Source organism: Blautia sp. DFI.1.216, assembly GCF_020594215.1.
Classification (GTDB): Bacteria; Bacillota; Clostridia; order Lachnospirales; family Lachnospiraceae; genus Blautia_A; species Blautia_A wexlerae.
The window spans coordinates 143,194-161,012 of the sequence record NZ_JAJDML010000002.1 but is presented as its reverse complement, the minus strand read 5'-3'; the positions used below and the strand labels follow the sequence as shown (position 1 = coordinate 161,012).

The 17,819-nt window shown below is 47.6% G+C and carries 22 protein-coding genes and 2 pseudogenes; all 24 read right to left on the bottom strand.

Going from position 1 to position 17,819, the window contains the following annotated elements; genetic code table 11:
- Positions 1–80 precede the first annotated feature (80 nt).
- Positions 81–1,022, bottom strand: coding sequence for a DUF5301 domain-containing protein (locus LJE11_RS01700; RefSeq protein ID WP_227295392.1), 942 nt, complete (start codon positions 1,020–1,022; stop codon positions 81–83).
- A 177-nt stretch (positions 1,023–1,199) separates the two neighbouring features.
- Positions 1,200–1,766: a CPBP family intramembrane glutamic endopeptidase gene (locus tag LJE11_RS01695; protein WP_044952171.1), complete on the bottom strand. Its 567-nt coding sequence runs from the start codon at positions 1,764–1,766 to the stop codon at positions 1,200–1,202.
- 47 nt (positions 1,767–1,813) lie between these two features.
- Entirely contained in the window at positions 1,814–2,191 is a 378-nt protein-coding gene (locus tag LJE11_RS01690) for a TnpV protein (RefSeq protein WP_227295390.1), read from the bottom strand.
- Positions 2,151–2,423: a helix-turn-helix domain-containing protein gene (locus LJE11_RS01685; RefSeq protein ID WP_002592127.1), complete on the bottom strand. Its 273-nt coding sequence runs from the start codon at positions 2,421–2,423 to the stop codon at positions 2,151–2,153. The genes LJE11_RS01690 and LJE11_RS01685 overlap by 41 nt, the downstream gene beginning before the upstream one ends.
- A 164-nt stretch (positions 2,424–2,587) precedes the next feature.
- Positions 2,588–2,686: pseudogene (locus LJE11_RS20725) on the bottom strand (Maff2 family mobile element protein); the annotation flags it as partial.
- A 21-nt stretch (positions 2,687–2,707) separates the two neighbouring features.
- A complete protein-coding gene (locus LJE11_RS01680; RefSeq protein ID WP_227295388.1) occupies positions 2,708–4,318 on the bottom strand; it encodes a recombinase family protein in 1,611 nt (536 codons plus the stop codon).
- A 100-nt stretch (positions 4,319–4,418) separates the two neighbouring features.
- The gene (locus LJE11_RS01675; RefSeq protein WP_227295386.1) at positions 4,419–4,601 is read right to left on the bottom strand and encodes a transposon-encoded TnpW family protein; all 183 of its coding nucleotides are present in this window, start codon (positions 4,599–4,601) and stop codon (positions 4,419–4,421) included.
- Positions 4,598–5,455, bottom strand: a complete 858-nt coding sequence (locus tag LJE11_RS01670; protein ID WP_227295384.1) for an ATP-binding protein — start codon at positions 5,453–5,455, stop codon at positions 4,598–4,600. Before LJE11_RS01670 ends, LJE11_RS01675 begins: the two co-directional genes overlap by 4 nt.
- Entirely contained in the window at positions 5,452–6,216 is a 765-nt protein-coding gene (locus tag LJE11_RS01665; protein WP_227295382.1) for a phage replisome organizer N-terminal domain-containing protein, read from the bottom strand. The genes LJE11_RS01670 and LJE11_RS01665 overlap by 4 nt, the downstream gene beginning before the upstream one ends.
- Positions 6,206–6,397, bottom strand: coding sequence for a hypothetical protein (locus tag LJE11_RS01660; protein ID WP_006058351.1), 192 nt, complete (start codon positions 6,395–6,397; stop codon positions 6,206–6,208). The genes LJE11_RS01665 and LJE11_RS01660 overlap by 11 nt, the downstream gene beginning before the upstream one ends.
- Before the next feature lie 184 nt (positions 6,398–6,581).
- Positions 6,582–8,204, bottom strand: coding sequence for a relaxase/mobilization nuclease domain-containing protein (locus tag LJE11_RS01655; protein ID WP_227295380.1), 1,623 nt, complete (start codon positions 8,202–8,204; stop codon positions 6,582–6,584).
- Positions 8,176–8,574, bottom strand: coding sequence for a plasmid mobilization protein (locus LJE11_RS01650; RefSeq protein ID WP_227295378.1), 399 nt, complete (start codon positions 8,572–8,574; stop codon positions 8,176–8,178). Before LJE11_RS01650 ends, LJE11_RS01655 begins: the two co-directional genes overlap by 29 nt.
- A 327-nt stretch (positions 8,575–8,901) precedes the next feature.
- Positions 8,902–9,129: a helix-turn-helix domain-containing protein gene (locus tag LJE11_RS01645; protein WP_055230545.1), complete on the bottom strand. Its 228-nt coding sequence runs from the start codon at positions 9,127–9,129 to the stop codon at positions 8,902–8,904.
- Positions 9,119–9,565, bottom strand: a complete 447-nt coding sequence (locus LJE11_RS01640) for a sigma-70 family RNA polymerase sigma factor (protein ID WP_227295399.1) — start codon at positions 9,563–9,565, stop codon at positions 9,119–9,121. Before LJE11_RS01640 ends, LJE11_RS01645 begins: the two co-directional genes overlap by 11 nt.
- Before the next feature lie 215 nt (positions 9,566–9,780).
- Complete coding sequence (locus tag LJE11_RS01635) at positions 9,781–10,260, bottom strand: hypothetical protein (protein WP_118375090.1); 480 nt, start codon at positions 10,258–10,260, stop codon at positions 9,781–9,783.
- Between the two features lie 176 nt (positions 10,261–10,436).
- A complete protein-coding gene (locus LJE11_RS01630; protein ID WP_055230542.1) occupies positions 10,437–11,081 on the bottom strand; it encodes a zf-HC2 domain-containing protein in 645 nt (214 codons plus the stop codon).
- Positions 11,074–11,574, bottom strand: a complete 501-nt coding sequence (locus tag LJE11_RS01625; protein ID WP_055230541.1) for an RNA polymerase sigma factor — start codon at positions 11,572–11,574, stop codon at positions 11,074–11,076. Before LJE11_RS01625 ends, LJE11_RS01630 begins: the two co-directional genes overlap by 8 nt.
- 198 nt (positions 11,575–11,772) lie before the next feature.
- Positions 11,773–11,913, bottom strand: a complete 141-nt coding sequence (locus LJE11_RS01620; RefSeq protein ID WP_227295376.1) for a Maff2 family mobile element protein — start codon at positions 11,911–11,913, stop codon at positions 11,773–11,775.
- A 240-nt stretch (positions 11,914–12,153) separates the two neighbouring features.
- Positions 12,154–12,847 (bottom strand): annotated as a pseudogene (locus tag LJE11_RS01615) (VirD4-like conjugal transfer protein, CD1115 family); the annotation flags it as partial.
- Between the two features lie 41 nt (positions 12,848–12,888).
- Entirely contained in the window at positions 12,889–13,047 is a 159-nt protein-coding gene (locus LJE11_RS01610) for a transposon-encoded TnpW family protein (protein ID WP_006428300.1), read from the bottom strand.
- Between the two features lie 142 nt (positions 13,048–13,189).
- Positions 13,190–15,061 (bottom strand): AAA family ATPase, encoded by a 1,872-nt coding sequence (locus tag LJE11_RS01605; protein WP_227295374.1) that lies wholly within the window; start codon positions 15,059–15,061, stop codon positions 13,190–13,192.
- Positions 15,058–16,554, bottom strand: coding sequence for a MobQ family relaxase (mobQ, locus tag LJE11_RS01600; RefSeq protein ID WP_118332364.1), 1,497 nt, complete (start codon positions 16,552–16,554; stop codon positions 15,058–15,060). The genes LJE11_RS01605 and mobQ overlap by 4 nt, the downstream gene beginning before the upstream one ends.
- Positions 16,520–16,879, bottom strand: coding sequence for a DUF3847 domain-containing protein (locus LJE11_RS01595; RefSeq protein ID WP_015516226.1), 360 nt, complete (start codon positions 16,877–16,879; stop codon positions 16,520–16,522). The genes mobQ and LJE11_RS01595 overlap by 35 nt, the downstream gene beginning before the upstream one ends.
- A gap of 127 nt (positions 16,880–17,006) precedes the next feature.
- Entirely contained in the window at positions 17,007–17,531 is a 525-nt protein-coding gene (locus tag LJE11_RS01590) for a hypothetical protein (RefSeq protein ID WP_015516227.1), read from the bottom strand.
- Positions 17,532–17,819 lie beyond the last annotated feature (288 nt).

The window sequence follows — 17,819 nt, the reverse complement described above, 5'->3', positions numbered from 1 at the left end:
CTTTGCGGTTTTACAGGTTTTCACATAATCTATTTGAAGTAGCACAATAGGTTAATTTAACTTATCTATCGTTTATTCTCTCATTCAGATTCTTCTCTGTATTCAAAGACGAACCACTTTTCATTCATATAAATTTCTATTGTATCGTCTGCTCCATACTGATAACCAAATCCACTTCCAAAATTAGACTGATTATCTTCTGTTGGTATTTCAGTTCCATCGACAGTTGATGTTATTTCTCCATCCATAGTGCCACAACGTGCATCCATGATGCTTTCTCTCCCTGTATCGTAGTATAATTTACCATCTATTCTTACCATAGGTATTCTATCCCACATGGCATTTGCTTCTGTCTGTTCTATCACGGTAATTTTATAAACCTCTCCTAATTGTGCAGGATATGATTCCATTATTTCTCCGTTATAGCTAATTTCTACGAAATCTCCAATTTGCAATTCAAGGTTCTCTTCGTTTGATATATAAAACTTATCTGCTGAATCAAGTTCCAAAGAACCATCTACCGGTTTTACTATTATTGAATCATGATTCGTTTCAATTACCGATGCCTGAAATGTTACCATTAGCGGTCTATTATCTGCCGAAGCAAGCATTTCAGTTATACAATTACCTAAAGCAGGCGTTGGTTTATAAATTCCTTGATATGGCTGTTCTACATATTCGATTCCTTTATCTACATAGTAAAAAAGAGTAGTTCCTGCCGCCCCATCACAATTTATATTGATCGTAATAGAAGCTTTGTTGACCGGTGCATCATTGATTGATTGCTGACTGGTTGTTTCCATATCCATTAGCATAGATAAAAATTCATCAATAAACTCCGTAGCTTCACCTTCTGTGTTAGGTGATATAGCATATTTGTCACCGTCAGAGACACCAATCGATACAATATCCTCTCTGGCTGGCAATCTAATAGGATTCCCCTGTTCTTTTCTTCCACATGCACATAACATAATTGAAACAAAGTAGCAAAGACAAACCATACTGCATAATTTCTTTTTCATGGTCATAATCCTCCCCAAAATATATTTCGTATTATACGTTATCTAAGTGTATATTTCAATGTGTGGGAAATAGCCAGAACGTGTTTTTATGCATTGTGAATGCATGTTTATAGGCTCGTTTTCAGTGGGTACACAATTCCGAAAAGGGAGTTGTATAAAGCGATAAACTGTAAGCTATCAATCGCCACTTAGGCGTGTTTTCCCAATAACAATGTAAAACAACGGTATCATTATAATCATTGCTGCTATGATATGTACATATATGAAACTTTGTGTTCCTGTAACAAGAAACAAACTTGTTATTGTATAATTCCATAACCAATGAAATCCTGTGGGCATCCAAATACTCTTTGTAGTGTAAAACATTTCATTGGCAAATATTCCATATAGAAAAGGAAAAATAAACATTACCAGAACAGAAATATTATCGGTATTAAAAATATGTGGTAGTGTAAAAATAAGTGCAGCTATTACGCAACTCAAATACTTATTTTTACATTTTTGCAGCAACAGCCCAAAAATAATTCCTCTAAAAATAACTTCTTCAATAAAGGACACGAAAAAGTAAAATATGAATTTCCCTTTATGATTCATCAACAGTGATAAAAAATCAGTATCTTGAAGAATTATATTTGATTTGACTGATGAATAAACTATAAACAATACAATGATTGGCATTATAGCTCCAATTGCAAAATTCAGAAAATCTATTTTTCTAAAATATAACCCTATGCTTTTTAACATAACGCACCTTTTAACCTCTGATTTGTCATAATCCTGACACCATACTATTATGAATAAATTATCTCATGCAAAACAATTTCTTCTGCCCGATTGTGGATATTATTGCACCGCCGCACCCATTCCATTTGACGGGTACACTTTAATTCCTCGGTTACGCCCTCGGCAATTTTCATCTGCTCCATGATAGTGTCTAACCGTTCCTGTGCCTGTTCGTTCAGGTCTGTAAGATATGTCCATAGCTCTCCGGTCAATATCAATGTGTTCAATCTGGCTGGGTGGACTTCTCTTAAATATTCCCGGTGTAGCCGTCCATACTTTCCAATGGGGCGGTGTTCTTCCGGCAGCTTCAAATCCGGGATGTAGTAATCCCCAACAAGGATATAATCAATTCCGTTTTCTGTTATTCTTGGTTTCAATTCGCTCATGTTCCTTACCTCCTGTGGAAGCAGGCTCGTCTGGTACTAACTCAATCACATCGGTAATCTCACAATTCAGCGTTTCGCAGATACGGGCTAATGTGTCCATGCTGATGTGCTTTCCCTCTTTGCTCATGTTGGCAATCATATTCGTTGTCATACCGGCGGCAAGCCTTAAATCTTCTTTTCTCATATCACGCTCTAACAGTGTGTGCCAGAGTGGTTTATAGCTGATGTGCATATTGTTTTCCTGCCTTTCTATCCATACCACCGGGGCGGCTGCCCCGGCAGGAACTTTTCTCTTATTATTATAGCACCAATCTTGTGAAATCACAATTTATTCTTGTAACCTGCCGCTGATACCGTCTGGATTGTGCTTTTCCTTTCTTTTTGTTCCCTTTAATTAGCCATGAACTGTTTGATGCCCTGGCTCTTTACTGATGTGTGATAAAGAAGTAAAAGAAGTGTAAAAAAATTTGCCGTTCCTATCCGGCACTTGCGCATTGCGCCGGATAGGTCGGGCGGTCATTCGGGCAGGTCTACCTTGCCAACGAAAGAGTAGTAAATATCAATATCCTGTCTGCGTGTGCCGTTCTCGTCATAGCTGCACTCATGCACAACGATTTTCTCCACAAACTCACGCAAGAGGGTAGGGGTAAGTTCTTCAAAGCTGGTGTACTTGCGGACAACATTCATAAACTTTTCAGCGTTTACCGTGGCTTCCTGCGCTTTGGAAAGCTCTGCCCGGATAGCGGCGGCTCTCTCTTTCAGTTCTTTCTGCTCGGCTTCATAGTCTGCCGACAGCTCCGTGAAACGCTCGTCTGAAATGCGCCCGGTCACGCTGTCCTCATACAGTCGCTTGAAGATAGCGGATAACTCGCTGATACGCTTCTCGGCGGCTTCCAGCTCCTTTTTCTTTGCGGCGTTCCTGCGCTTGCCCCCGTCCTCGTTCTGCTCGATCAGCAGCTTCATAAACCGGGCTTCATGCTTCGCCGCATAGCTGGTAACTTTCCGCAGATTGTCCGTCACTCCGGCGGTCAACAGGTCGGTGCGGATAAAGTGCGCCGTACAGTCACGGGTACGCTTCTTGTAGCTCCCGCAGATGTAACAATCCTGCTTGCGGGTGGCGTTCTGGTAACGCTGCTGGTAAAGGACGCTGCCGCAGTCGGCACAAAAGAGTATGCCGGAGAATAAGCCCACTTCATCATAGCGGTTCGGGCGTTTGCGCTGCTTGCGTAACTCCTGCACACGCTCCCACATCTGGGTGTCAATGATAGGCTCGTGGTGGTTCTCGAAAATCGCCTGTTTCTCAATGGGGTTCTCTACGCTGTGCTTGGTCTTGTAGGACGGCTTCTCCGTCTTGAAGTTTACCAGACAGCCCGTGTACTCCCTGTTTTCAAGGATATGTACCACGGTATTGGTCGCCCACTTGCACTCATAGCCGGGGTGGTAGCGGCGGGTGCTTCCCGTCCGGCGGTATTCCAGCGTTCCCGGCGTGGGGATTTCCTGCTCTGTGAGCATACGGGCTATCTTGGTCGGCCCGTTCCCGGCAAGGCACAAGCTGTAAATCTGCCGCACGACAGGGGCAGCTTCCCCGTCAATGATGAAATTTTCGTCCTCGTCCATAAGGTAGCCATACACGGGTTTGCTCGTGACGGGCTTCCCGCTCATACCCTTAGACCGTTTTACTGCTTTGATTTTTTTGCTCGTATCTCTCACCAGCCATTCGTTAAAAATGTTCCGCAGAGGGGCAAAATCGTTGTCACCCTGTGCGCTGTCCACTCCGTCATTGATAGCGATAAAGCGGACGCCTTTCTGTGGGAAAATCATTTCTGTGTACATTCCCACTTGCAGATAGTTTCGCCCTAACCGTGACATATCCTTGACGATAACGGTGCCGACTTTCCCGGCTTCAATGTCCGCAAGCATGGCTTGAAAACCGGGTCTTTGGAAGTTCGCCCCAGAATAACCGTCATCTGTGTACCATTGCAGATTGGAAAAGCCGTTCTGCTTCGCATAGGTTTCAAGAATACGCTTCTGGTTTGAAATAGAATTGCTCTCACCTTGCAGCTCGTCCTCGTGGGATAATCTCGGATAAAGGGCGGTAATAAGGTTTCGGGTGGTCTGTCTTAACATAGTGTCCTCCATTTCCGACAGCCAGCCCCACTATTCCGTATGACTATCATACCACATGGGGCGGCTGTCTGTATAGGGCTTTTTGCTTCTTTACGTCCCGTCAAATTGCCGATTTTTGTGTAGCAGCTTCCGCTTCCAACACTTTCATCATCTTGTCGGCGGCGGTGGCGGTGGTGTCCTGCTTGAAATAGCCGGAAACGACAAGGACAGAATTACCTATGCGGATTTCCGTCACGCAATCCGGGCGGCGGGTGCTGCGGTCATTCTTTGGGGTGTTGGTCATAGGCGGCTCTCCTTTCTGTTCATCAGCTTTTTCAGTTGTTCCATTTTCTCCTGCGCCGTGGCTTTTCGGAAGTTGCTCCCGGTAAAGCGGACAGGAGAACACATTTCAATCAGACGGTCATAAATGCGGGCGTGGGCGGTGTCCTCCGGGTGCTGCAAGTCCTCCAGCGTGAGATTAGTCGTGACGATCAGCGGCCTGCCGCTGCGGTAACGACTGTCAATCACGTTGTAGACCTGCTCTAAGCCGTATTCCGTTCCCCGTTCCATTCCAAAATCGTCAAGGATAAGCAGCGGGAAGCTGCAAAGTCGGGAGATATATTCATTCCTGCCCTCAAAGCTGGCGGCAAGGTCATTGAGTATCAATGCAAAGTTTGTCATGCACACGGGGATTTCACGCTCCATAAGGGCATTTGCGATACAGCCCGCAAAATAGCTCTTGCCTGTGCCAACGCCGCCCCATAGCAGATAGCCAATGTTGCGCTCTTTCATGGTTTCCCAGTTCTCCACATAGAAATGGGCGTGTTCCATTTGCGGGCATTTGCCGTTGTCGTTCTCAAACGTCCAGCCCTGCATAGCCGGGTCTGTAAAGCCCCGCCGCTTTAACCTCTCAACAGTTTCAAGGTGGCTGCTCTGTTTCTCTGCGGCTTCCCGTTTCTCACGCTCTGCCCGCTGGCAGTCACATTCTGCCGGGTGGCGGTCACGCCCCAGCCATGCGGCGGTTTCTTTGGGGAAATAGCCCTCTTTGGGCTTGTGGCACTTCCCGCAGTATAAAAGCCCGTCCTCGCCGGTGTAGTCCTCCGGCTCCGGCGTGGTGTCGGTCATATTCAAAATCATTTCATCAAATCCATTCGTCATAAGCTCTCGCCCTCCTTACAGGTATAATCGGGTATGCCCTTTTTCGGGGCTTTCTTGGCTGCGTCCTCCTGCGCCCACTTGAAAATCGTGGCTGCATGGCTCTTGTATTTCCTCCCGCTGGAAGCGATATGGCAGGATAGGCGGTCAATGTAATACTCCCACTTGCCGGGAAGCTCTGTTTTCAGCCCGTCAAGCTCCGTATCGGAAAGAATGACATTGTGGTATCTGCCATAGGCGGCGGGGGCGGGGTGTCCCGTTTCTAACTCTCTCTCTTTTTCTATCTCTATATCTATCTCTATCTCTTTCTCTATCTCTATCTCTGGTGGACAAATGTCCGCTCGATATGGTGGACATTTGTCCGCCCCTGTCTGCGGCAGGGCTTTTTGTTCCTGCAAAGCCAGCCGCGCCCTGCGCTTGCGCTCCCCCTCGGTAGAGGACTGGCCGATTAAAAGCTCAATGTTGCTCATGTAGAGTGCGCCGCTTGGCAAAGGCTCCACAAGCCCCAGCTTCATAAAGATTTTCAAGGCTCTCTCTACAGTGCCTACCTGCTGGCGGGTAATGGTCGCAATCATCTGGGCGGTGTAGGGGATATTCTCGTCAAGCTGCAATTTCCCGCCGTTTTTCAGCGATTTCAAGTACAGCTTTAAGAGAATGTTGGAATAGATAACGCCGTCCTGCATACTTTCCAGAAGCACGATTGCGTCATCATCAAAATAGCTCTCTTTCAGCTTGAGGTAGTAATATTTGCGGTTATCTGCCATAGGCTGCGTCCTCCTTTTTCCAGCGTTTGGAATAATAGCGGGGGCATAGTATGATAACCGCCCGGAAGCTCTGTTTGCAGTCACGGGTGCAGCCCCGGCATAGGTCGTTGTAAGTGATACGGTTGCGGTGGTTGAGGAAGAAAGACCATTCCAGCCGCCGCTTCTTGCTCATTCTCGGCAATGGTAAGCTCCTTTCTGCCGTTCCTATCGGTGCAACGGGATAGGGGGCATTTTCTGTATGTTCTCGGTGTCATTTTCGGGCTTTTTCTGCCCTGTAAGCCCCGTTTGGAAGTCGGGGAGTTGCGGTAAGGGTTCATATCATACCTGTATTTTTGTAGGGTTTCGGTATCATTTCGGGGCAGTCTTTAACGCTCCTGTTCGTGCTTTTTCTGCTGGCTCGGTGCGCCCCTTAAAATCTGGTCGATATTGCGTCTGACTGTCTGAAGCTCCTGCGCCCGCTGGCGTTTCTCCCGGTAGTCGTTATATCCGGCGTTCTTCTGGACGGTAAGCTGCTCAATCTCCCTTTGCAGGGCTTTGCTGGCTGGCAGCTTGGTTATTCCATGCTCCCGGAAATAACGGGCGGCTGTGTCCGCTATGATAAAATCGCTTTCGTGCTGTTCCCGGTAGGCTCTCCGGGCTTTCTCCGATTTCTGCGCTTTCAGACCGTCACGGGCGGGCTTCGTGCCGATATAGCCCAAAAGGTTGCGCTGCAATTCCTTTTTCTCCCGGATAGCGGCTTCCAGCCCTTTCAGTCCGGCAAGGCTCTCCTGCGTGGCGGCGTTGGCTGCGGAAATGGCAGCGTCCAGCTCGTCCGGGGAAGAAAAGCCGTACTGCTGGTATAGCATGAGGGTAGCCGACATCTGTTTGAGGTTGTGCATGGTCGCCCACTTCTCATAGCCCCGTCCTTTCCCCTCGGCTCGCTTGGCGGCTATGTCTACCATGCGCTGTACAGTGTCATTGTTCGGGGCGTTTTTCGCTTCTTTTTTCGTCCGTAAGCGGTCTTTGATACTGCCGGGGTATTCCGCTATGGCTGCGGGTTTTTCGGCGGCTCTGGCGGCGTTCTGCTCCAAAACGGAGAGGACAGAAGCCCGGTCAAAATCGTCCCCCAGTTTCCGGGCGGTAATTGGCTTCGTCCTGTCCGGCGTGAGGTAACTTAGCCGCCCCCGGCTCTCCTTGACGGTCACGCCATGCCGGAGAAGCAGGGCAGCAAACTCGTCAAAGCCGGAAGCAGCGGCAAGGGCTTCCCGGATAGTCCGGCGCAGCTTCGCCTTATCCGTTTCAAACTTGGTCTGCCGGGGCGTGATACCGTCCGCAATCATAGGGGCGTTGGCTCTATCCAGCGCAGCCTGTCCTTTCTTCTGCGCCCAATATTCACGCTCGGTAATGCGCTCCTTGCTGCCGTTCAAAAGGTCTATCTGATAAAGCCCCTCGCTGTGGCACATTTCCATGACTTCGGCTTTCAGATAGTTCATAGCTGCGTCTGTGCAGCGGTGCTTGCAGCCTGCTTTCCTGTCCGCTGGCCTGTCCATGTGGGGCAGCATGGGAACCTCCGCAATCCGCAGACTGTTAATGACGATATGCACATGGATATTTTCGGTGTGGCTGTGCCCGTCCGGGTGGGTGCAGACAAGAGCCTGGTGTCCGGGGAAATGCTCGGCGCAGAACTTCTCTCCCAGCTCCTGCGCCCGATCAACGGTCAAGCCGTTGTCCGGGCCGTCCCGTGGGTCAAAGCTGATGATATAGTGGTGGCTCTTTACGTCCTCCCGTTTCTGGTTCTTGCCATAGCGGAGATTGGAGCGCATACAGGCAACGGCAAAATCCTCCCCGCCACAATTCAGAGAGGATATGCGGTAGTCTGCCCTCGGTATGAGCCACCCGTCTGCGTCAAGGGTGGGCTTCATGGTAAACTCGTCATGCTCGAATGTGAGGTATTTTTCAGCGTCCCCGTAGTTGGCATTTTTAGAGCTGATATGTTTGAGTATCGCCAACGGCTTCACCTACTTTCTGCAAGACTTCAAACTTCAAGGCGGCAAGGTCGGCGGCAGCTCCCCGTACCTCGCCGGATAAGGCGGTATAAGGTGCGCCGTACTCGTTAAGGCTCCGGGCTATCTGGTTGAGGTTGCCACCGATTTTCCCGTACTCCGCTGTGAGCTTGGAGAGGGCGGTAAGCAGCCCGTCATTGACCGGGGAAACGGTAATCACGGGGCGTATGGTCGCTCCCCGTATGGCTTGCCGGATAAACTCGGACTGGCTGATTTCATACGCCGCCAGCCGCCCGGTGAAGTCGGCGTATTCTTCATCTGACAGGCGGGTTTTAACCACATGGCGGCGGTGGGGCGTATTGTATTTCTTTCGCATGGTCTGTGACCTCCTTTCTCGCCCGACAGGGCGCATAGCAGGGTTTGGGGAAGGCACTCCCCAACAAGATTCCCGCAGGGGCAAAATGAGCGGATAAGCGAATTTTGGTACTGTGGTAGAATCTTGCTCTAAGAAAAGCACGCTCCGGCTCGGCGTACTTTTTACTCAATTTCTCCTGTTATGTTCTACTACGGACAACTTGCGATTTTGCCAAACGGAACGGCAAACTTTTTTCAAATGCTGCACACTTTAGGAGAAATGGGCGCAAAAAAAGCAGCAAACCTTTTCAGATTTACTGCTTGTATGTGCCGCTGTAATGGGCGGTGGTTATTCAGTTGTATCGGGCGGGGATACTCGGCTAAAGCGAAACTTAAATAACGCTTTCAGCAGCGTTTCCGTGATGAAGTCCTCGGCTTCCTTGTCAGCTTGTCCGCTGATACGGGAAGCATAGCGTATTCGCCGCCCATAATATTGCAATACGGTGTTGACCGCTTCCGGCTCGCCGCTGGTAGCCTGTACGATTGTGTCATAGGGGAGAAGCTCGTTATTCCTCATGCGCCAGTCCCTCCATTTCCTCGTAAAGCTGCTGTATGGTTTTTCGGATATGGTAGCCCGCTGCACTGCGGCTGCGTCCGTACCGTCTGCCGATTTCATGCTGCGGCATACGCTTGAAAAAGGACAGATAGAGCATTTCCTGCTTCTGCGCTGGTAGACGGGAGAGGGCTTGTACCAGCAGCCCATTGCTTAGGATAACGGTATCGCCGCAAAGATGGACGATGTATTCCTCGTCCGGCTCCGGGGCTTTGAAATATTCATCTGTCGTGCCTAAAGGATAGTGCTTTTCATCTGTGATGTAGTCAAGGGATATTTCTCTTTTGTGTTTCCTGCTCCATGTCCGCAGCGCTGTGTAGCTGGCATTGCGGATAACAATTTTACAAAAAGCGTGGAATGTGTACTCGATATGCTCTTTGTATTCTTCTGTGCAAGTCATAGGAAATTCCCCCTTCCCTCCGCAAAGAGTTGTGGCTGGTTGATGGTTGCTTTTTGTGATGACAAAGGGCGGCAGCATTTTTTGCTGTCGCCCCTTGATTACCCATTTGCGAAACCGGGCGGGGCTGTCAACGGCGGGCTTTAGCCCGTTCATCTTGACCGTTGACTCCTCCGGTTGGGTTTGCTATTTGTGTTTTAATCACTTACCTAAAGAAATTATTTTTCTTTCCACGACTTTTCAAGAAAATCTGTTAATTCTGGGATTTCCATCTGTTTTAGACCAGTTATATTTCCATTTCTATCTCTTTCTGTAATAATGCCAATATCACCGTTTGCAGAGTGTACCTCAGTTCCTTCAAAAGTTCCATCGGTAGCCCGGTTATCAGCAAAATAGCAGACTGACTTACCATTAAAAAACAGCTGGTTTTCGTCAGAATTATAGGTTAAACCGTATTGCTCATACTGTTCTAAGTTATTAGCAGTTTCTTCGTAAATCTGTTTGTTGATTAGTTCATTAAATGCCTTTTGTTCTTCCGTAAGCCCTTTTTCATAGTCTTGGTCAGTGGTATCCCGAACATTTTCAGCTTTGCTTTTTTCAGGTTGAGTTGAAGAAAAAACAGCATATACGCCACCAACCATCAAAAGCATTACGGCAAGAGTGAGAATAGGAACAATTATTTTTTTCTGTTTCATCATAATATTAAATCCTTTCTTTTTGCAAGTTGATAAGTATAGTATAGTGTTTTCCTCCTTTCACCCATAAGAGCAGCACCATCACAGAATGTTACACATGATTTGCAGTTTTTTAAGCTCTAAAGTATAAAGAGTAGCTACCTCACACAAAGATAGCTACCCTCAAATTTTATGCAGCTTTACTCGAAAATATCTTTTGGTGCAGTAGGTAATAAATCGCCTTTCTTCCAAATAAGCTCACAATTATTAGGTGTACCATAATATACAGCAATGTAGTCCTTTTTTTCATGGTTAAACCCATAATTCATTATTTCGGTTTCTCCATCGGATAATTCTTCTTTGATAACCGTTCTTAATACAGAAATATACAAGTTTCTATTTTCGTCTGTGTAAGTCTTAATTGTTCCTCCACAGTATCCGTCAAGTAGTTCTAATCTAAAAGTAATCTGTTCATCGGTCAGTGAATATGCCGAGATTGAAATTTGCTCTGGGCTTACCATGCTATTTTGTCTTATAAACAAGGCATAATATGTTCCAAATATCGCTGTAAGGACGATAGTCGTTATTACAATTCCTATGATAAATGACCTTAATAGTGAACGTTTCCATGAATGTGCCATCTTCCCCATGACACTGCTTTGTATGCTTTCAGCATTTTCCTTTGTATCAACCACACATTCTGTTTTTAGCTTCTGAAAAATATTGGAACACTTTTCACATTCCTGCAAATGCTCCTCAATCATTTTTCTGCTGTCTGCTGAACAAACTTCATCATAATACAGCGGCAACATATCTTGAATGATGTCGCATGAAATTTTACTCATAACTTTCCTCCTTTACTTGTTCAATGATTTTTAATTTAGCTCTATGAAAGGTTACTCTTGCCCAACTTTCTGTTTTACCAAAAAGTTTTGCTATATCCTGATAACTTAATTCTCCTAACACCCGTAAAGAAAAGACTTCCTTATATGGCTCTGGTAAATTGTGTAGCAGTTTATGTATTCCAAACGCCTGCTCTCTTTGTCCTAACAAAATCTCTATGGAATTAGTATCAACTATTTCATTCTCTACAGAATTAAGGTCGATATTTCTTTTCCTGTGCTTCTCATACAAGAAAAATGAATGCTTCGCAATTTGGCACAGCCAAGTCGTTATTTTACAGTCACCTCGAAAGTTCTCATAGCTTTTCATAGCCTTAAAAAAAGTATCTTGCGCTAATTCTTCTGCAAGTTCTTCATCGTGGCAAAGAGCTAACAGATATTTATATACATCTTCAAAATATAAGGTATATATGTCACTAAAATTAGGGGTATTCAATTATGCACACCTCCTTTCAGCAATAAGAGTAGGCAAGTAACATTTTGTTACAAAAAATATTTGAAGATAACATCAACAAAATATATTATAGCGTGACCGTGTTTGATTTTCAATTTCTGTAAATGCAGAAACATGGAGTGTTCCCCAAATTATACGGAATAGCAGGGGTACTGTCATATCTAATTTATTGTTGCTTCTTTACCAACCATGAGCATTAGCGCCGGGATTGTCATTTCCATATCCTTCCAGAAGGTTTACGACACCCCACACGCCAAGACCTGCGCCGATTGCGACTACAAGAGTTTTTAAAGTTGTAATTGCACTGCTAAAAAATGCCATATACAGTCACCAAAACTGACTTCTTTCAGGTGTTTACGGGAATGAAAAAACACCGACTAAAAAGCCGGCGCACCTAATGTCAGTTATTCCTTTCCTCATTATTTTTCGTTCATTCCCAAGGTTACTCCGACAGCTCCACCTGAATTACCTCCACCTCTTCTTCGGGTTTCGGTGTGTACTGCGGATTTAACTCTTTTTCTACTTTGTACCGGTTCTTCTCGTTTTCATCTGCAAGAAGCCGATAGTTTTTGTGTTTCGTGATATCATATTTATCCGAGAAAAATGGTCTGGCACCACGGATCTGCAGGATACATTTTCCTCCATCCATGACTGCAATCTCATCTTCCGTCATCAGCTGTTTGCCTGTTTTCTGGTAATTCAATCCAAAGGACTTCTGATTACTCCTCGTCTCCGAAGTGTTATACAGGTCAATGGTTTCCTTCCCCAGAAGCTCACTCATTTCCTTTAAGGTAGTTTTCTCTTTGCCACCAAGAAAAAGTGTAGTATCACAGTTGCCCAGAATGGTATCTGCACTATCCTTATACATTGCCTTTAGCTGACTCTGGGACTGCAAAATAATAGAAGCAGAGATTTCCCTGCTTCGGATAGTTGCGATCAGCTTATCGAACTGAGGAATCTGACCAATGTTTGCGAACTCATCAGCGATGACACGCACATGCACCGGAAGTCTTCCACCATATTCATCATCTGCCTTATCGCAAAGCAGATTGAAAAGCTGTGACTGTAACATGGCAATCACAAAGTTAAAGGTTGTATCTGTGTCGGACATAATCAAGAACAAGGCTGTTTTCCTATCCCCGATCTTATCCAGTTCCATTTCATCGTAAGACATGATCTCACGAAGTTCTGCGATATCAAATGGGGCAAGTCTGGCTCCACAGGATATCAAAATCGACTTCGCCGTTTTACCAGAGACGAAAAGTCAAGGACTTTTTCATCAAATCCAAAAAGAAGTCACATTTTGCGGACTTCCTCACGGAGCAGACGCTTGATTTTGTCCTCCATTGTCTCTTTTGCGGTCTGGCTGAAATGCACACGGACGATATAGGTTGTCTTGCCGATCTGCTTTCTGACAGTCGGGCAAGTGGCGGTGTTGGTTGCGGTATTGTTCATTCAAAATCCTCCTGTAAATGAAAAATGCCCGGTGACTGTTCATCATCGGGCGGTGTCGGTATGAGGGAACAAGGCAAGGCGGCAACATTAAGGTATCTATAAAACCCTTGCCGTCTTTGCCACGCTTGCCGTGTTCCTGTTGTCAATCTCGGAGATAGCAGACCCATGCTGTGCCGTCTTTCTCGGTCACAAGTCTGTCCCCGATACGGCTCTTTGCCGTTCTCATGGTGCGTGAGGAAATCCCACGCTCATTGACTGCCTTTTCCAGCTCTGCACTCGGCATACGCTTTCCGTCCGCAAGCAGTTCCAGAATGAGCATTTGCGCCTGTGCGGTCTTGCTTTCGGTCTTGGCGGTGTCTGTCCCGGCAAGAAGCTCGTCAGCGGTAATGTCATAAGCCCCTATCCACTCAAAGCCTTTCTCGTCTCCCAGAGAAAAGGCAAGGGACTGTCCGGGCGGCGCAAGGGAGCTTTTCTCATGGATAAGCACCCTCGTTGTGGGACTGTCCTTCAGCTTGCCGATAAAGAGCAGACTGCGGACTGCCGCCGTAATGTCGATAGACCCTAATCCCCGGTAGGTGCTTTGCGTTCCTGCGGCTTTGTTCAGGTGTCCAATCAGCACGATAGCGCACCCGGTAGCCTGTGCAATGTCTCCCAGACTGCGGAATATCGGGCGCACCTCGTTTGCTCTGTTCATGTCCACATCTGCGCCCAGAAACGCCTGTACCGGGTCAATGATAACAAGCCTTGCGTTGTTCTCCCGGATTGCCCTTGCTATGCGCTCATCGGCAAGGGTCAGCGGTGTGTCCCTATCGTCAATGACAAGCACTCGTTCAAGGTCTGCGTCAGCTTCCATCAGCCGGGGCTTAACGGTATCGCCCAAACCGTCCTCGGCGGTCTGATAGATGATATTAAAAGGCTCAATTGTTTCCATACCGGGCAAGGGCTTTCGGTTGGTGCAAGCCGCCGCAAGACGCATGGCAAAGTAGGTCTTTCCCTCGCCGGGGTTGCCCTGTATGATCGTCAGCTTTCCAAAGGGGATATACGGAAACCATAGCCAATCCACGCTCGTCAGCTCCACATCTGCCATACGGAGCATGGGGACAGGCTGGGCGGTGGGCAGCTCTCGTAGCGTGATTGTTTCCGCTATAAATTTGCGGCTGGGAATGTCCCCTTGCTGACGGAGAACATCGTTCCAGTCTTTCCTTGCCGGGACAAGGCGAATGACGGCGATCTCGCTGGGAATGGACTGTGCCAGTCGGGTACAGGCTTCGCTTCCTGCGGTGTCGCTGTCAAGGCAGAGGAACACTTTTTGGGTGTCCTTGCGTTCAGAAAGAAAACGGTCAAGAGCTTTGCCCGAAACGCCGCCCAGGGCAAGATAATTTCTTTTCTGCCAGTCCTGCGGATAAAGGCAGATAAAGGACAAAAGGTCTATCGGAGCTTCAAAGACAAAGAGCTGGTTGCTGTTGCCCTCATATCGGAACGGATAGGACTTGTCAGACCCGGCAATGTCCTGTCTGAATGGGTCTGCCGTTCCTCGCACATGGGCGTATCTCGGCGTACCGCTTCGGTCTCTGCCGACAAACACAACATTGTGCCGCTTTGCTTCCTCGTAAATATCCCCGGAAAGAAGAAAAGCCTCAACAAGCGTTTTGTTGAGACCTCGGCTTTCGCAAAGAAATTGAATTGCTCTGTCGGCTGTTCTGTTGTGCAAGGGCAAGTGAAACGCTGTGGGCGGTGTTGTGCTGGCTTCGGTCTGCCCCTCGCCGCTTTCGCCGGTCAGGAGCTGGACAGCTTCGGGAAAGGACTTGCCGTAAAACTCCATGACAAAATCAATGGGATAGCCGCCCTTGCTCTGGCTGTGGCGAAACCACTTGTTTCCCCGGACGGTCAGGCTGTCATGTTCTTTCCAGCGGTATTCTCGTCCGCTTTTGATAAGCGTCTCTCCCTGTGTACGGAGAAAATCTTCCAGACTGACGGCGTTCGCCCGATCAATCTGTGGTTGGGTGTAATTCATCGGGATATATCCTCCTTTTTGTGTCGTGTTTGGGGTCGATTTTGGAGCATTTGTTCCTCTGTACGCTCGTTAAATCGGGCGGCAGTATCTACACATGACTTGACCTTCCAAAGACGGTGTAAATCGTCTCTGACGGTCTTAAACTCGCCATAGGTGGTGTTGTGCGCCTGTTCCAGCTCGTCATACTCTTCGGTCAGCTTTTTCATATCCACCTTGCCGTCCGGGAATTCTCCGGTCAGCTTGCGTCTGGCGGCGTAGAACTGTTTCAGTTCCGTTTCATGCTCTGCCTTGTACTTGGCTCTGGGCTTCTCAAACTTGATTTTCTGCAAGCCGTCATAGACAGGCTTCAAGCTCTGGAAAGCAGCAGAGCTGTCATAGAGCCGCTTAATCGCTTTCATTCGAGCGGTCTGTTCGTCCAGCGTTTTCTTCAAGCTCTCTGTGGCAGCACTGTGTTCGCTGACACGGTGTTCCAAATCCTCAAGGGAGTAAATCCCGTTTGCCCGGAGATAATTGAAAGTCTCATTCATCTCCTTTAGATTGCTGACCTTGTCTTTCTGCGAATACGCCCCGGCTCTGCGCTGGGTGTAATAGGCGTTCAGCAGAGAAACAAGGTCGGGTGCCTGCGGCTTGGCAATCTCCGCTTTTGCTTCGGCAATCCAATCGAACAGGAGAGCGATTTTCTTCTTGATGTCCCGGATAACGGCATTGGTTGCCTTGATCCAGCGGTTGAACTCGCCTTTCTCGGTGCGTATGCCTTTCTTCTCCATTGCCCGGACGGTTGCGCCCTCGTGGACGGTGGGAAGAAGCTCCACGCCCTGACGCTCATAGCTTCGGTGGTCGATACGAACGTCAAGCCCCTTTTCCGCAAACTTGCCATTGCATAGCTCCGCCCATGTCTGCCGCCAGTATTCCAGCGTTTCGGGACTGCCCCAGTCGGTAGTGGGAACGGCGTTGAACACAAACTTTCCGTTTGCGTCTCGAATACGGTTGCCGTCCTCGTCCAGCTCATACACCCGGCGTTGCTTTAGCCCCCATTTGCCGTTCTGCTCGATGGGGCGGATAGGGCAAAGCACATGAAAATGTGGATTGGGTATGCCGCCGTCCTCACGGTCTGGCTGGTGTACGGCGAAGTCAACCACCATGCCCCGGCTCACAAAGTTCTCCAACAAAAATTGCCTTGCAAGAGCGATGTTTTCCTCAAGGGAAAATTCATTCTGCAAGGCAATGTCAAAGCTGTATGCAAGCTGGGCGTTCTTTCCACGCTCGGCTTTTTCCACGGCGTTCCATAGGGTCTGGCGGTCTGCGTATTCGGGCGGTGCATGGGACGGCAGGAGAATGTCAGAGCAGATCACGCCGCCCTTTCTGGTGTAGTCGCTGTATTCGCCGTAATACTCGCTATACAATCGCGCCCCGGCTCGGTAGGCGGCAGAAGCGATAGCGGACTGTCCTGCGCTTCGCTTAGTCTGCGTGACGCTCAGATGAAATAGTGCCATCGGCTTTCAACTCCTTTTCTCTGTTCGCTTGGTTGGTGTGAGTAATCGCCATGTGACGGACGGCTCGCTGGACTTCGGACAGAGAAAAGATGTGTTCCATCAGCTCTGTCATTTCGGTGCGTGTGAGATCTTTGACCTCCGGGGCAAGACTCTCAACCGTGCCGCCCAGATTGCAAAGGCGGTGGGTGCGCTTGGTGCGTTCGCCTTTCTCCAGATACTTCTTTCTATTCTCAAGACGCTCCAGCTTGTGCTGTTCCTGTGCAAGCTGCGTCTCGGCTTGCTCCTTTTCGGCTTGGAGCTGGTCGAGGGTTTTCGGTTTTGTCATTGTAATTGACCTCCTTTTTTGATTTTGGGGATAAAAAAAGACCGTCAACTTTTCGCATAGTGCGACCAGTCAACGGTCAGTTTTTCGGTATTCAGTTGTTGTGTTCAGTTCGGTAAATTGAAGTTGGTCAAAGTTGTTGGCGAAGATATTCCACAACATTTCCATTCGTATCATAGAAACAGATGTTTCCTACATTGAGGGGCAGGACAATGGCGAAAGGCTTGCCACTATCAATATCAATCACCTGAATGCCGTTGCCATCATCTACTTCAAGTCGAACAATATTTTGGGTATTCATTGAGATAAATGCCCTTTCGTTATTTCCCTCAACAACAAACTCTGCAATGTAATCATCAACCTCAACTATATCTCCACCACCACGGAAGAAATATCCAAAAGACAAGCCAGGGCGATTTACATAGACAGAAAAAGTGTGGTCTGTCTTGTCCTGTGGGTAAGAAATAAATGCAGCCATTGTGTCGGAAATGCTTCCATCAACAATCCAATCATCCAAAATTTTTTGAGATTGGCGAATGTCTGCTTCTAAACTGTTTGCGGTTTTACCAATGTCATTGTTTGCATAAAGGAAACCGAAAACCAACACACAAGCCAAAATAACACCCAAGAGGATTATGGGTAATTTCTTTTTCATAGAATCACACTCCTTTATCAAATTAAGATTCTTGATTTTCAAACTTGCTGGCGGCGAACGGTTTGTCAAAACCGTTTGCGGACGGCAAGTCCACAGGGGATAGCCGCTTTAGCGGCGCAAGGGGGTGTAGCCACCTTGACGGAACGAAGTGACGCAACATTCTCGGTCATGCAGTTTTCTTCTGCTGACGGAGAATGAAGCTCCGCAGGACGCACTACTCTCGACAGAGAGTATAGAAGTGCGCCCTTTAGTTCCTAAAGGGATTTTCTTCTGACCCAAATTATATAA